10 protein-coding genes and 1 riboswitch are annotated in these 14,180 nt (G+C 62.6%); of the genes, 6 read left to right on the top strand and 4 right to left on the bottom strand.

All coding sequences use genetic code 11. The features are described 5' to 3' along the window. Nucleotides 1–200: 200 nt before the first annotated feature. A complete protein-coding gene (locus tag EG244_RS13250) occupies nucleotides 201–626 on the bottom strand; it encodes a metallopeptidase family protein (protein WP_124965472.1) in 426 nt (141 codons plus the stop codon). Between the two features lie 76 nt (nucleotides 627–702). Between EG244_RS13250 and gltX the strand changes: the two genes are divergently transcribed. The 6 genes from gltX to guaA all read left to right on the top strand — a co-directional run bounded on the left by gltX (nucleotide 703) and on the right by guaA (nucleotide 9,920). Further along, nucleotides 703–2,025, top strand: a complete 1,323-nt coding sequence (gene gltX / locus EG244_RS13245; RefSeq protein ID WP_124965471.1) for a glutamate--tRNA ligase — start codon at nucleotides 703–705, stop codon at nucleotides 2,023–2,025. Between the two features lie 79 nt (nucleotides 2,026–2,104). Then, on the top strand, nucleotides 2,105–3,445 hold the full coding sequence (locus tag EG244_RS13240) for an MATE family efflux transporter (protein WP_124965470.1): 1,341 nt from the start codon (nucleotides 2,105–2,107) through the stop codon (nucleotides 3,443–3,445). A gap of 40 nt (nucleotides 3,446–3,485) precedes the next feature. Continuing rightward, nucleotides 3,486–3,589: riboswitch (glycine riboswitch) on the top strand. A gap of 153 nt (nucleotides 3,590–3,742) precedes the next feature. Continuing rightward, nucleotides 3,743–4,864 carry a glycine cleavage system aminomethyltransferase GcvT gene (gene gcvT / locus EG244_RS13235; RefSeq protein WP_124965469.1) on the top strand — a complete coding sequence of 374 codons (1,122 nt, stop codon included), beginning with the start codon at nucleotides 3,743–3,745 and terminating at the stop codon, nucleotides 4,862–4,864. A 29-nt stretch (nucleotides 4,865–4,893) separates the two neighbouring features. Continuing rightward, the gene (gene gcvH / locus EG244_RS13230) at nucleotides 4,894–5,250 is read left to right on the top strand and encodes a glycine cleavage system protein GcvH (RefSeq protein ID WP_124965468.1); all 357 of its coding nucleotides are present in this window, start codon (nucleotides 4,894–4,896) and stop codon (nucleotides 5,248–5,250) included. A gap of 122 nt (nucleotides 5,251–5,372) precedes the next feature. Further along, nucleotides 5,373–8,213 carry an aminomethyl-transferring glycine dehydrogenase gene (gene gcvP, locus EG244_RS13225; RefSeq protein WP_124965467.1) on the top strand — a complete coding sequence of 947 codons (2,841 nt, stop codon included), beginning with the start codon at nucleotides 5,373–5,375 and terminating at the stop codon, nucleotides 8,211–8,213. 147 nt (nucleotides 8,214–8,360) lie between these two features. Next, the gene (guaA, locus tag EG244_RS13220) at nucleotides 8,361–9,920 is read left to right on the top strand and encodes a glutamine-hydrolyzing GMP synthase (RefSeq protein ID WP_199737964.1); all 1,560 of its coding nucleotides are present in this window, start codon (nucleotides 8,361–8,363) and stop codon (nucleotides 9,918–9,920) included. 171 nt (nucleotides 9,921–10,091) lie between these two features. Here the strand turns inward: guaA and EG244_RS13215 are convergent, their stop codons facing one another. The 3 genes from EG244_RS13215 to EG244_RS13205 form a co-directional block, all read right to left on the bottom strand. Continuing rightward, the gene (locus tag EG244_RS13215) at nucleotides 10,092–12,620 is read right to left on the bottom strand and encodes a glycosyltransferase (RefSeq protein ID WP_124965466.1); all 2,529 of its coding nucleotides are present in this window, start codon (nucleotides 12,618–12,620) and stop codon (nucleotides 10,092–10,094) included. A gap of 297 nt (nucleotides 12,621–12,917) precedes the next feature. Beyond that, entirely contained in the window at nucleotides 12,918–13,694 is a 777-nt protein-coding gene (locus EG244_RS13210) for a Bax inhibitor-1/YccA family protein (protein WP_124965465.1), read from the bottom strand. 156 nt (nucleotides 13,695–13,850) lie between these two features. Beyond that, nucleotides 13,851–14,078, bottom strand: a complete 228-nt coding sequence (locus EG244_RS13205) for a DUF1127 domain-containing protein (protein ID WP_124965464.1) — start codon at nucleotides 14,076–14,078, stop codon at nucleotides 13,851–13,853. Between the last annotated feature and the right edge of the window lie 102 nt (nucleotides 14,079–14,180).

The raw sequence follows: 14,180 nt of genomic DNA, 5'->3' as shown, positions 1-14,180 counted from the left end.
GGGTTAGGGGCGCTCTATCCTAAGGCGGATTTGTGCAACAACGCCTATCGCGTCGATAAACCGAGCGACATTTACGCTTATGCGCAGATGATTGAGACGACAGTCGCCGATTACGCGGGCTGAGCGCCTTTGCCGGGCGCAGGATCAGAAAAAAGGGCGGACCGCAAAGGATCCGCCCGTGACATCCCCTGATCAGGATCTCATTCCCACCAGCGGTCAATCGCCGCAATGTCCTCATCCGACCAGCCGAAGTGATGCGCCAGCTCATGCACGAGGACATGGGCCAGCAGATCCGACAGGCCGACGTCACCGCGCTCGATCCACTCTTCCAGGATCGGGCGGCGGAAGAGCCAGATGGCATCGGGCTGCTGCGGCTGGTCGAGGGTGGCTTTCTCCGTCAGCGGCACACCGTCATAAAGACCCGTGATTTCAAAGGGATCTTCGACCTCCAGCTCCGCCAGCATCTCCTGGGGCGCGAAGTCGACCACGCGCAGCGCAATGGCCTGAGCGGCCTCACGGCAGAAGTCGGGAAGCTGCGCCAGGGCCTCGCGGGCCAGGGCTTCCAGATCGGCAAGATCGGGGGCGGCAAAGTTCAGTGCCGTGAAGGCAGTGTCGGTCTGGCTCATGAAAGGGCTCCTTTGCCCCTGATATGGACTTTTCTTCGGCCTTGTGAAAGACAGACGCCTGCACCCGGAGGCAAACATGACCGTTACCCGCTTCGCCCCTTCCCCCACGGGATATCTCCATATCGGCAACCTGCGCGCTGCCCTGATGAACTTTGCCATCGCCCGACAGCAGGGCGGCACCTTCATCCTGCGGCTCGATGACACCGACCAGGAACGCTCGAAGCAGGAGTATATCGACGGCGTTTTCCAGGACCTCGAATGGCTTGGCTTCACCTGGGATCGGGTGGAATATCAGTCCAAACGCCTTGCGCGTTACCACGAGGCTGCCGAGCAGCTGAAAAAAGACGGCCGTCTTTACGAGGTCTTTGAGACCCCGGTTGAGCTGGATCTGAAGCGCAAAAAGCTTCTGAACATGGGAAAACCGCCGGTTTACGACCGCGCGGGCCTGAAGCTCTCGGACGAAGACAAAGCGAAATATCTCAGCGAGGGCCGCACCGGCTACTGGCGCTATCTGCTCGACCAGGAGCGGATTGAATGGACCGATGGCATCCTTGGCGACATCTCGATCGATGCGGCCTCGGTCTCGGATCCGGTGATGTTCAAAGCCGATGGCCAGGTGCTTTACACCTTCGCCTCCTCGGTGGATGACGTCGATATGGGCGTGACCGATATTGTGCGCGGTGCGGACCACGTCACCAATACCGCGACCCAGATCCAGATCATGAAATCGCTCGGTGGTGTGCCGCCGCGCTTTGCGCACCACTCGCTGCTGACCGGCCCGCAGGGGGAGGCGCTGTCGAAGCGTCTCGGCACCCTGTCGCTGCGCGATCTGCGCGCCAGTGGCATTGAGCCGCAGGCCGTGCTGTCGCTGATGGCCCGTCTGGGCTCGTCGAAACCGGTGGAGCTGTGCACCACCATCGAAGAGGTGATCGCAGGCTTTGACATCTCGACCTTCGGGGCCGCGCCGACGAAGTTTGATGAGGCCGATCTGCGCCCGCTGACCCGTCACCTGGTGCAGAAGATGCCCCTGGAGGTGGTTGCGCCCAAGCTGACCGGGATCGGCGTGCCCGCCGATCTACAGGCCGCGGTCTGGACCATTGCCAGCCAGAACATCGAAGTTCTGGCCGATGTCGCCAATTGGTGGAGCCTGATGCGCGATGGCGCAGAGCCGGTGATCGCCGAGGAAGACCGCGAGTTCATCGCCGAAGCCCTGACGCTTCTGCCCGCACAGCCCTGGAGCGAGAGCACCTGGGGCGAATGGACCAATGCCGTGAAAGCCGCCACCGGCCGCAAGGGCAAGGGGCTGTTCATGCCGCTGCGCCGGGCGCTGACCGGGCTCGATCACGGGCCGGATATGGCCTCTCTGATGCCTTTGCTGCAAAAGGTTCGCCTGTCGTAAGATCAAAAAAGGCCGGGGTTCGCCCCGGCCTTTTGCATTGCGGGGCGCAGATATTCCGGGCTGCGGAATTGGAGTGGCTATGGCCGGGCATCAGGCAAAATTTCTTGAAGGCAATCTTTTCCGCCATGTGACGGTGATGTCGCTGACCGGCTCTGTGGGGCTGATGGCGATCTTTCTGGTCGATCTGGCCAATATGCTTTTCATCTCGATGCTGGGGCGACCCGAGCTTGCAGCGGCCATCGGCTATGGCGGCACGATTATGTTTCTGCTGGTCTCTTTCGGGATTGGCGCTTCCGTCGCGGCCGGGGCCGTGGTGGCCATGGCGGTGGGCGCGCGCGATGAGGCGCTGGTCAAGACCCGCACCACGCATTCGGTGATCCTGTCCTTTGCCTTCGGGGTGCTGATCTCGCTGATTGCCTGGGCGCTGCTGCCGCTGATGGTCAGCCTGCTGGGCGCCACCGGAGAGGTTGCCGCACTGACTGAGCATTTCCTGGCCGTCACCCTGCCTTCGGTGCCCTTTTTGATCGCGGGTATGGTCGGCGGCGCGGTGCTGCGCTCGCATGGCGATGCGGCGGCCTCGATGACTTCGACGCTTTGGGGCGCCGGGGTGGCGGCGGTGCTGAACCCGATCCTGATCCTCTGGCTGGATCTGGACCTGACCGGGGCGGCGCTGGCGACCTCTGTCTCGCGCTTCGTCATCGCGGGGGTGGCGCTCTGGCAGGTGCATAAGGCACATAAGGGCTTTGTGGCCACGACCGCGCGGGCCGTTCTGACGGATGTGCGGCCTCTGTCAAAGATCGCCGTTCCGGCCATCCTGGCGCAGGTGGCGACGCCTCTCGGCTTTGCCATCGTCACGCGGTTCATGTCGGCTTACGGCGAGGCGGCGGTGGCGGGCATGGCCATTACGGGGCGGCTGACGCCGGTGGCCTTTGGGGTGATCTTTGCGCTGGCAGGCTCCATCGGGCCGATCATCGGGCAGAATTTCGGCGCCGGGCGGCTGGAGCGGGTGAAGCTGGCCTTCAACGCCGCGCTGCAATTCTCGGCCCTGGTGGTGGCGCTGGTCTCGGTGGTGCTGTGGTTCACCCGGGGGCTGATCTCGGATGCCTTCCACGCCGAGGGGCTGACGCGGGAGATCATCTATCTGTTCTGCGGACCGCTGGCGGGGCTGTGGTTTTTTGTGGCGATCATCTTTGTGGCCAATGCCGCCTTTAACAATCTCGGGCGTCCCTTCATCTCGACCTGGACCAACTGGCTGCGCGCCACCATTGGCACGCTGATCCCGGTCTGGATCGGCGCGGAACTGGGCGGCGCGCTTGGGGTGATGTGGGGCCAGGGGCTGACGGGGGTGATTTTCGGGCTTTTGTCCTGGTGGCTGGCGCTGCGGCTGATCGGAAAAATGCGCATATCGCAAGGCGCTTAAGCCGGGGCTTGCCAGCCCGCCCTGACTTCAGCTAGAGGGAAATTCAGGATCGGGAGAATCCGGGCGGGGGGCGACCTCCGGCTCCGGTGCCGAAGGAGCAACCGCCCCGGTAAACTCTCAGGCGCAAGGGACCGTTCCTGAACAAAACTCTGGAGAGTGGCACGCCCGTGCCCGCCGAAGGGATAACGATCTCAGGCGCCCCGAAGGGGTAAGGACAGAGGGGGCATCGAAGGGCAGAGATCCGTCTGCCTGCGGTGCCGTATTCTTTTTAAAGACGGCCCATAAGCGGAGCGCGCAATGAGCGATCTGAAGCGGCTGGGTCTGCATGACCTCCACGTTGAGCTTGGCGGCAAACTGGTGCCCTTTGCGGGCTATGAGATGCCGGTGCAGTATCCGATGGGGGTGATGAAAGAGCATCTCCACACCCGCGCGGAGGCGGGCCTTTTCGACGTCAGCCACATGGGTCAGGTGATCCTGAAGCCCAAAGCCGGGATGGCCGCGCTGATCGCGGGCTTTGAGGCGCTGATGCCGGTCGATGTGGCCTCGCTGCCCGAGGGCCGCCAGCGCTATGGGCTGTTCACCAATGAGGCGGGCGGCATTCTCGATGATCTGATGTTTGCCAACCGCGGCGATCATCTGTTTGTCGTGGTCAATGCCGGCTGCAAAGAGGCCGATATTGCCCATATGACCGCCAAACTCGGCGCGGTGGCCGAGGTGATCGCGATCACCGACCGCGCGCTGCTGGCGCTGCAGGGCCCGAAGGCCGAGGCCGCGCTTGAGGCCCTGGTGCCGGGTGTGGCTGCGATGAAATTCATGGATGTCGCGGTGCTGGCCTCTCCTGCGCATGGCGAGATCTGGGTCTCGCGCTCGGGCTATACCGGGGAAGACGGCTTCGAGATTTCCGTGGCTGAGGCCCAGGCTGAAAGCTTTGCCCGCGCCCTGCTGGCCTCTGACGGCGTGGCCCCGATCGGGCTTGGTGCCCGCGACAGCCTGCGGCTGGAGGCCGGGCTTTGCCTTTACGGCCATGACATCGACACCACCACCTCGCCGGTTGAAGCGGGTCTGACCTGGGCCATCCAGAAGGTCCGCCGCACGGGCGGCGCGCGCGAAGGCGGCTTCCCCGGTGCCGCGCGCATTCTGGCCGAGCTTGCTGAGGCCCCGGCCCGCAAGCGCATCGGTCTGCGCCCTGAGGGCCGCGCCCCGATGCGTGAGGGGGTGACCCTTTGGGATGCGGCTGAGGGTGGCACTCAGGTCGGTCTCGTCACCTCGGGGGGCTTTGGTCCTTCGGTCGAAGCCCCCGTCGCCATGGGCTATCTGAGCGCGGGCTATGACGGCCCGCTGTTTGGCGAGGTTCGCGGCAGGCGGCACGCCGTGGCCCGCGCGCCCATGCCTTTCCAACCCACCACCTACAAACGCTGATCGCGGCCTTTGCTGAGGAGCAAACCCCTATGAAATATACTGAAGAGCACGAGTGGCTGCGCGTCGAAGGCGACCTGGTCGTTGTGGGCATCACCGGCCATGCCGCTGAGCAGCTGGGCGATGTGGTCTTTGTGGAACTGCCCGAGACCGGCACCCAGGTTGCCGCCGGCGATGAGGCCTCGGTGATTGAATCGGTGAAAGCCGCCTCGGACATCCTCGCGCCGCTCGATGGCGAGATCGTCGAAGTGAACGAGCGTCTGACCACCAGCCCGGGTCTGGTGAACGACGATCCGCTGGGGGCCTGGTTCTTCAAGATGAAGATCGATGATCTGTCGGTTCTCGACGGCTTCATGGATGAAGACGCCTATAACGCGCTGATCGGCTGAGGCCGGCTTTCGGGGGAGAGGCCGGGGCGCTGCCCCGGACCCCGGAGTATTTTGAAAAAGCCAAAGCGGGCGCGGTGCTGCCGTGCCCCCTCCCCTCCCCGCCTGCGGTCCCCGAGGATATGATGGCCTATACGCCCGTCGATTATGACACCTATGATTTCGCCAACCGCCGTCACATCGGGCCTTCGCCCGCCGAGATGGAGGAGATGCTGAAAGCGGTGGGGACCCCCTCGCTTGAGGCGCTGATCACCGAGACCATTCCGGCCTCGATCCGGCAGGATAAGCCGCTGGCCTGGGCGCCGCTGGCTGAGCATGAGCTGCTGGCGAAGATGCGCGGGGTGGCTGCGAAGAACAAAGTCATGACCTCGCTGATCGGTCAGGGCTATTTTGGCACGGTGACGCCGCCGGCCATTCAACGCAATATTTTTGAAAACCCGGCCTGGTATACCGCTTATACGCCCTATCAGCCGGAGATTGCCCAGGGGCGCCTTGAGGCGCTTTTGAACTATCAGACCATGGTCTGTGATCTGACCGGGCTTGATGTGGCCAATGCCTCGCTTCTGGATGAGGGGACGGCGGCGGCGGAAGCCATGGTCATGGCGCAGCGGCAGTCGAAATCGAAGGCTACGGCGTTTTTTGTGGATGAGAACTGTCATCCACAGACGATTGCGGTCATTCAGACCCGCGCTTTCCCGCTGAATATTGAGGTGATCGTGGCGGCGCCGGAGGCGCTGGAGGCGGCTTCGGTCTTTGGCGCGATCTTCCAGTATCCGGGCAGCTTTGGTCATGTGCGCGATTTCACCGCTGCGATTGCGGCGCTGCATGAGGCGAAGGCCATTGCGGTCATGGCGACCGATCTGCTGGCGCTTTGTGTGCTCAAAGAGCCGGGCGCCATGGGGGCGGATATTGCCGTGGGCTCAGCGCAGCGCTTTGGCGTGCCGATGGGCTATGGGGGTCCGCATGCGGCCTTTATGGCCTGCAAAGATGAGATGAAGCGCAATATGCCGGGGCGGATTGTCGGGGTCTCGATAGACAGCCGTGGCAATAAGGCCTACCGGCTGTCGCTGCAGACCCGTGAGCAGCATATCCGCCGCGAGAAGGCGACCTCCAACGTCTGCACGGCGCAGGCGCTGCTGGCGGTCATGGCCTCATTTTATGCGGTGTTCCATGGGCCGAAGGGTCTGCGGGCCATTGCCGAGCGGGTGCATTTCCTGACCGTGCGTCTGGCGGATGCGCTGAAGGCGGCGGGGGCGAAGGTTTCGCCCGATCAGTTCTTTGACACCATCACCGTGGAAGTCGGCGTGGGTCAGGCCGGGATTCTGGCGGCGGCGCGTCAGGAGGGGCTGAACCTGCGCAAAATCGGCACCGACCGGGTGGGGATTTCGCTGGATGAAACCTCCAATGAGGAGGTTCTGCTGCGGGTGCTGCGCGCCTTTGGCATCGACAAAGCCCCGGCGGCCGGGCGGCACCTTGGCTTTGACGAAAAGCTGATGCGGGTGAGTGACTATCTCACCCATCCGATCTTCCATATGAACCGCGCCGAGTCGGAAATGATGCGCTATATGCGCCGTCTGTCGGACCGCGATCTGGCGCTCGACCGGGCGATGATCCCGCTGGGCTCCTGCACGATGAAGCTGAATGCGGCCGCCGAAATGATGCCGCTGTCCTGGCCGGAATTTGGCGCACTGCACCCCTTTGCGCCGGTGGATCAGGCGGCGGGCTATCATGAGGCGATCTCGGATCTCTCGGATAAACTGTGCGAGATCACCGGCTATGATGCGTTCTCGATGCAGCCGAACTCGGGTGCCCAGGGCGAATATGCGGGGCTTCTGACCATTCAGGCTTACCACCGCTCGCGCGGTGAGGGGCACCGCGATGTCTGCATCATTCCGGTCTCGGCGCATGGCACCAACCCGGCTTCGGCGCAGATGTGCGGCATGAAGGTGGTGGTGGTGAAATCCTCGGCCAATGGCGACATTGACGTGGAAGATTTCCGTGCCAAGGCAGAGGCTGCGGGCGACCGTCTGGCGGCCTGTATGATCACCTATCCCTCGACCCATGGTGTTTTTGAGGGCACCGTGCGCGATATCTGCAAAATCACCCATGAGTTCGGCGGTCAGGTCTATATCGACGGCGCCAATATGAACGCCATGGTTGGTCTGGTGAAACCCGGTGAGATCGGCGGCGACGTGAGCCACCTGAACCTGCACAAGACCTTTGCGATTCCGCATGGCGGCGGTGGTCCGGGCATGGGTCCGATCGGGGTGAAATCGCATCTCGCGCCCTTCCTGCCGGGTCACCCGGAAACCGGCGGCCAGGAGGGTCCGGTTTCGGCCGCGCCCTATGGCTCGGCCTCGATCCTGCTGATTTCATGGGCTTACTGCCTGATGATGGGCGGTGAGGGGCTGACCCAGGCGACCCGCGTGGCGATCCTGAACGCCAATTACATCGCGGCGCGTCTGCGCGGTTCTTACCAGGTGCTTTTCATGGGCAACCGCGGTCGGGTGGCGCATGAATGCATCCTTGATACCCGTCCCTTCGCGGAAGCGGGTGTGACGGTGGATGACATCGCCAAGCGTCTGGTCGACAACGGCTTCCATGCGCCGACCATGTCCTGGCCGGTCTCGGGCACGCTGATGGTGGAGCCGACCGAGTCGGAAACCAAAGCTGAGATCGACCGCTTCATCACCGCGCTGCTGGCCATCCGTGCCGAGATCAAAGCGGTGGAAGCCGGTGAGATTGCCGCCGAAGACAGCCCTCTGCGCCATGCGCCCCATACGGTGGAAGATCTGGTGGCCGACTGGGACCGCAAATACAGCCGCGAACAGGGCTGCTTCCCGCCGGGTGCGTTCCGCGTGGACAAATACTGGCCGCCGGTGGGCCGGATTGACAACGTTTACGGCGACCGCAACCTGATCTGCACCTGCCCGCCGCTGGAGAGCTATCTCGACGCGGCAGAGTAAGCGTCACTGTGCCGCCCCGGGGAAGACCTCCGGGGCGGCGTTTTTCCTTGCAGCAAAGGCGCAGGCGGGGCAAAAGGCCGCGAAACAGGGCCGTCCCTCCGGGCAGCCCCCCCTTGTGAAATTTCCAGCCACAGGATAGGCGAAGCCATGATCCAGTCCCATGAACGCCTGCTCATCATCGACTTCGGCTCTCAGGTCACGCAGCTCATTGCGCGTCGCCTGCGCGAGCTGAATGTCTATTGCGAAATCCATCCCTACAACCGCGTCGATGACGCTTTCCTGGCAGCCTTTGCCCCGAAAGCCGTGATCCTCTCGGGTGGTCCGGACAGTGTGACCCGCGAAGGTTCGCCCCGTGCCCCTGAGGCGCTGTGGAACTTCGGCGTGCCGGTCCTTGGCATCTGCTATGGTCAGCAGACCATGATGCAGCAGCTGGGCGGCCTCGTTGAATCCGGCCACGGCACGGCGGAATTCGGCCGCGCCTTTGTCACCCCGGAAAACGGCGATCTGTCGATTCTGGACGGCTGGTTTGCCGCGGGCAAAGAACAGGTCTGGATGAGCCACGGCGATCACGTCTCGAAGATCGCGCCGGGCTTTACCGTTTACGGCACCTCGCCGAATGCGCCTTTCGCCGTGACCGCCGATATCTCGCGCAACTTCTATGCCGTGCAGTTCCACCCGGAGGTGCACCACACCCCTAAGGGTGCGAAACTTTACGAAAACTTCATCCGTCTGGCCGGCTTCAAAGGCGACTGGACCATGAAGGGCTACCGCGAGCAGGCGATCCAGGCGATCCGCGACCAGGTTGGCGACAGCCATGTGATCTGCGGTCTGTCGGGCGGCGTGGACAGCTCGGTCACCGCGATCCTGCTGCATGAGGCCATCGGCGATCAGCTGACCTGCGTCTTTGTGGATCACGGTCTGCTGCGCAAGAACGAAGCCGCTGACGTCGTGAAGATGTTCCGCGACAACTATAAGATCAAGCTGATCGCGGCGGATGAATCGGATCTCTTCCTGAACGCGCTGGAAGGCGTGTCGGACCCGGAAGTGAAGCGTAAGACCATCGGCAAGCTGTTCATCGATGTCTTCCAGAAATACGCCAATGAGATTGAGGGCGCGAAATTCCTCGCTCAGGGCACGCTTTATCCGGATGTGATTGAATCGGTCTCCTTCTCGGGCGGCCCTTCGGTCACCATCAAATCGCACCACAATGTGGGCGGTCTGCCGGAGAAGATGGGCCTGAAACTGGTTGAGCCGCTGCGTGAGCTGTTCAAAGACGAAGTGCGTGCGCTTGGTCGTGAGCTGGGTCTTCCGGCAAGCTTCATCGGTCGTCACCCCTTCCCGGGCCCGGGTCTGGCGATCCGTTGCCCCGGTGAGATCACCCGCGAGAAGCTGGCGATCCTGCAGGAAGCCGATGCCGTCTATATCGACCAGATCCGTAAACATGGTCTTTACGACGAAATCTGGCAGGCTTTCGCGGCGATCCTGCCGATGAAAACCGTGGGCGTGATGGGCGATGGCCGGACCTATGACTTCGCGGTCTCGATCCGCGCGGTGACCTCGGTCGACGGCATGACCGCTGACACCTATCCCTTCACCCATGAATTCCTGGGCGAGACGATGACCCGCATCATCAACGAGGTGAAAGGCGTGAACCGCGTGTTCTACGATCTGACCTCGAAGCCGCCGGGCACCATCGAACTCGAATGATCGGGTGAGCGTTTAAGAAAACCGGAAGGGGCAACCCTTCCGGTTTTTTCGTGGCCGGACCCCCTCAGAGCTCCCGCAGTCTGCGCAACAGAAGGGTCTGATGGCCGCGCTCAGCGGCCTCCCTGCCCGCGCCGCAGCGCACACTCACGCTTTGCCGGTTTCAGATCCGCTTTAAGATCGCAGGCCTTTCTGGAGCAGGGCCTGATCGACAAAGAGCCTGCGGTCGCCCACCGCCAGACGGTCTGCAAGCGCCGAAACATCTGACATCACCGCAATGCCGTGATCATCAAAGACGGTGACGCCAGGGCCGCCCTCTTTCTCAAAAAGCCGCGCCACGGCGCCTGGCATCAGGATCGTCTCCGGTGCCAGAAGCAGCAGGCTGCCTGCCTTTGCACGCGCCAGTGCCAGGCCGAACGGATCCGCACCGCCGGTCTGCCAGTGCAGCCCCGCCACCGGGCTTTCCGCTTGAAACGCGGCCTCATCCGCGCTGCTTCCGGTCACAATAACCTCGGCCTGCCGCCCCTTCAGCGCGATCTGCAAAGCCGCCAGCGCACGTTTTGTAACGGAGGGGCGATGGTGCGCCGCCAGAACAACCGAGAGGTCCGGGGCCTCTTCCGGCCGGAAGGCACGCGGGGCCAGCTCTTCCGCAAAGCCCGCATAAAGCGACTGCGGCAGAACCCCCGTGCGGTCCAGCAGATGCAGCGCACTGATGCGGTTGGCACGGTCGCCAAAGCTGTCGTCGACCAGTTCCGCCCCCGCCTTTGCGACAGAGACCCAAAGCGCCTCATCCTGATAAAGCCTGACGCAGGCCGCAGCAAATTCTGCGGGATCGTCGCGCACCAGGGCATGAACGCCGTCGATAATCCCCATACCCTCTGCCGCGATCCCGGTCAGCACATTGGGAATTCCGGCCCCCATCGCCATGCTGACCTTGCCCTTGATCCCCGCCCCGAAGAGCAGCGACGCTGTGCTGACGCGGTAACTTTGCAAAAGCGGGTCGAGATCGGCGACATAGCCGATAACCTTCACCCCCGGCGTGCCGCCGAGAGCAAGGACCTCCGCCGTCGCCTCAGCGCCGATGATATGAAACTCCGCATCCGGCAGGGCGCGATGGACCAGCGGCCAGACATTGGCCACGAACCACTTGACCCCATGAACGTTCGGCGGGTGACCGAAGCCGCCGAGAAAGAAGAAATGCCTGCGCCCCGGGAACCCGGCGGGATTTTCCACGACCTCGCTGTAAAGCGCCGGAAACACGGTGATTTTTTTGCGATCAATGATCTGCTCTACATGCGGAACCTCAGCGGGGCTGACCAGAAGCACGTGATCGACGGCTTTCATCACCGCCGTTTCCCTGCGGCGGGTCTCAGCGGCGGATTTTGCCTCCTGCGGATCCCCACTCAACTGCGCCGCCCGCTCTTCGCGCAGGAAGTAAAGATCGGGTGCATGGAAGATCACCGGAGCCTCAGGCGAGATCCTGCGAATGGTGTCGAGCAGCGCCTCAACCACATCGATCCGGACCAGATAATAGGCGCCATAGCGGTAACCATGCTCGGCGATGTAATCTGCAGCGAGGTCATAGCCATCGGCCCGCGTGATGACCTTTGCGCCCAAAGCCTCCAGCTCAGCCCGGTAGGGCGCGACATCCTGCAGATCGGCGGGCAGAAAGGTCACCTCAAAGCCGAAATCGCAAAGGTCTCTCACCACCCCCAGGGTGGCCCGTTCCCCCGCCGACAGGTCAGCCCGCGGCAGGCGGTAATCCGAGACCAGAATGCGCCGGTGACGATTCGCCGGCACATCAGGAAACTCTTGCAGATAGCTGAAGAGGCTGCCCAGAGAATTATGGCCCATAGCAGCCGCCGGATTGCGCTTACGCGCAGATCTCGCAAATCGCTCAGAGCGGCGGGGCGAAATACTGGCAGTGATTTTTGACAGGGTTTTCAGCGTCTTATAAGGCAATTTCCGGCTGAGAGGGATAAAGGGGGCCGGCTCATAACTCATGCCGTGCAGGGTGTTAACCATGGCCTCCCAGGCCAGGGCGTGCCGCGTCGGGCGCAGTTTGCCCGCCCGCTCCTGCAGCCTGAGCCGCGCCTTTTCAGAAAGCCAGGGCGTCAGGAGCGTCAGTGCCGAAACCGACATATAGCGCAGCCAGCGCATCGGCGCGCGCCAGGGCTGGCGCTCATCCTTTTGCAGGCGCAGGGCCATATCCCGGCCCGCCTTGTAAAGCGCTGCGACCACCTCATCCTGACGCACCGCAGCGCCGGTCTTCGGGCGGGGCGCGCCTGTGCGCACAGCCGGGGCCAGGGCATCGGCGGCGGGAAGAAACCCCGCCAGCGCCGCTGCGAGGCCGGAGTCCATCGGCAGATTGGCGCAGACCGGAAGTCCAAGCTGCAGGGCCCGTGCTGTCAGCGCGCGGCGAAGGCCCGCAGCGCTATTGCGACCCTCATGCCCGGTCAGCACCAGCAGATCGCCCTGGCGCAGAAGGTCAGCCGCAGCCTCGTCCCCCCCGGAGATGTCCGGAAAACGGAACCGCGGAAGTCTTTTCAACGCGGCCAGTGCTTTGTTTCCAATGGCCTTTTCATCTGACGACAGCAGAAGGATGTCGGAAACTTCAAAGCTGCGGGCGAACGTGAGAAGCGCATTCTCGACGTCCTCCTCAGCAAAGGATGGAAGGACGATCACAACGCGTTGCACAGCCATAGATTACATTTACCTACAATTACTAATACAGTTACCAAGTCTTGATCAGCAAAAAGCAGAACGCGCTAAGAACGGGCAACACAAGATTCCGTGGCTGGGAGGATTACCGCCGACCCCGGGCACTGCCATGCGGGGCAGCACATTTCATTTGCTTACACCAGGCCGCCCCGACGGGAGATCGGCGGATGTCCTTCGGGGCCTGAGACAGCGGGCCGAAAACCGCTCCGTGATCTCAAAATGAAAAAACCCCGCCGACTGCGCGTCGGCGGGGTTCTGAGGCATTCGTTAACCCGAAGCTTACTCTTTGTTGCCCATAAAGGAGAGCAGGAACATGAAGAGGTTCAGGAAGTCGAGGTAGAGGTTCAGCGCACCCATGATGGCCGATTTGCCCAGCCACTCCGTGTCACCGTATTGAGCGTGCTCAAGATAGGTGTTTTTGATGTTCTGCGTGTCATAGGCCGTCAGACCCGCAAAAATCAGCACACCCAGCACCGAAACCGCGAAGGCCAGAGCCGAAGACGCCAGCCAGATATTCACGATCGAGGCGACAACGATGCCGATCACACCCATCATCAGGAAGGTGCCAAAGCCCGACAGGTCTTTCTTGGTGGTATAGCCGTAGAGCGACAGACCGGCGAAGGCGATGGCCGTCACCACAAAGGTCTGCGCGATCGAGGTGCCGGTATAAACCAGAAAGATCGAGCTGAGCGAGAGGCCCATGACAGCCGCATAAGCGTAAAACACCAGCTGCGCGGTGGCAGCCGACATGCGGTTAATCATCGCCGAGAAGGCGAAAACCATGACCAGCGGCGCGAACATGATGACCCATTTCAGGGGCGTCGCGTGCAGGGCATAGCCAAGGCTGGTCAGATAGCGGCCACCCGCAAGCTGTGCGGCAGCTGCGGAAGGATCGGTGGTATAGCTCAGGCCTGCGATGGCCCAGGCTGCTGCCGCAGTGATCAGCATGCCTACGGACATGGTGCCGTAGACTTTGTTCATATGGGCGCGAAGGCCCTCGTCGATCTGTGCGGCCCGCGTGCCTGCAGCACCGCGGATCGTCTGAAAGTCTGCCATTGGTCAGCCTCCGTCATGATGGCGAAAGCCGCCTGAGCAGAAAACTCAGGCGCTCTGTCGTGAATATCGGGCGCATGGCCCGTAATTTCAAGAAGTTCCGTCCAATTCACGCGATTTTCACGGGAGTTTTTTCACCCCCTCTGAAAACCCGGCCGCTCAGCGCAGCCAGCTGGCCGGAGCGTCCCAGACCGGGCGCGCGGACTCGCGGCGGGCCTCTTCACGGCTGACACCGATATCGGCCAGCGCAGAGTCATCAAGGCTGGCCAGGCGGCGGCGGGTGGAGGCCAGTTGCAGAAGGCGCGACAGACGCCCGGCACCCGCTTTTTTGCCTCCCCGTTCGACGCGGGCAAGCGTCAGGGCGGAGGTATGGAGCGAGGCAAACATGGGATGTCCTTTCAGGAACGGCCCGCCTGTCTTCAAGCGGGCGGGTGGGTGATCATTTCTGTTGCGTCAGATGGCAGAACCAATCAGATAAGTGAAATGAAT

Origin of the sequence: Falsigemmobacter faecalis (genome assembly GCF_003863335.1) — a bacterium.
Lineage (GTDB): Bacteria > Pseudomonadota > Alphaproteobacteria > Rhodobacterales > Rhodobacteraceae > Wagnerdoeblera > Wagnerdoeblera faecalis.
Note: the sequence above shows the minus strand (reverse complement) of the source record. Positions and strands in the feature narration are given on the sequence as shown.

What these genes read in the sequence shown, in the direction of transcription:
- EG244_RS13250 (WP_124965472.1), bottom strand. Translation starts at nt 626, where the DNA reads ATGAGCCAGACCGACACTGCCTTCACGGCACTGAACTTTGCCGCCCCC.
- gltX (WP_124965471.1), top strand. Translation starts at nt 703, where the DNA reads ATGACCGTTACCCGCTTCGCCCCTTCCCCCACGGGATATCTCCATATC.
- EG244_RS13240 (WP_124965470.1), top strand. Translation starts at nt 2,105, where the DNA reads ATGGCCGGGCATCAGGCAAAATTTCTTGAAGGCAATCTTTTCCGCCAT.
- gcvT (WP_124965469.1), top strand. Translation starts at nt 3,743, where the DNA reads ATGAGCGATCTGAAGCGGCTGGGTCTGCATGACCTCCACGTTGAGCTT.
- gcvH (WP_124965468.1), top strand. Translation starts at nt 4,894, where the DNA reads ATGAAATATACTGAAGAGCACGAGTGGCTGCGCGTCGAAGGCGACCTG.
- gcvP (WP_124965467.1), top strand. Translation starts at nt 5,373, where the DNA reads ATGGCCTATACGCCCGTCGATTATGACACCTATGATTTCGCCAACCGC.
- guaA (WP_199737964.1), top strand. Translation starts at nt 8,361, where the DNA reads ATGATCCAGTCCCATGAACGCCTGCTCATCATCGACTTCGGCTCTCAG.
- EG244_RS13215 (WP_124965466.1), bottom strand. Translation starts at nt 12,620, where the DNA reads ATGGCTGTGCAACGCGTTGTGATCGTCCTTCCATCCTTTGCTGAGGAG.
- EG244_RS13210 (WP_124965465.1), bottom strand. Translation starts at nt 13,694, where the DNA reads ATGGCAGACTTTCAGACGATCCGCGGTGCTGCAGGCACGCGGGCCGCA.
- EG244_RS13205 (WP_124965464.1), bottom strand. Translation starts at nt 14,078, where the DNA reads ATGTTTGCCTCGCTCCATACCTCCGCCCTGACGCTTGCCCGCGTCGAA.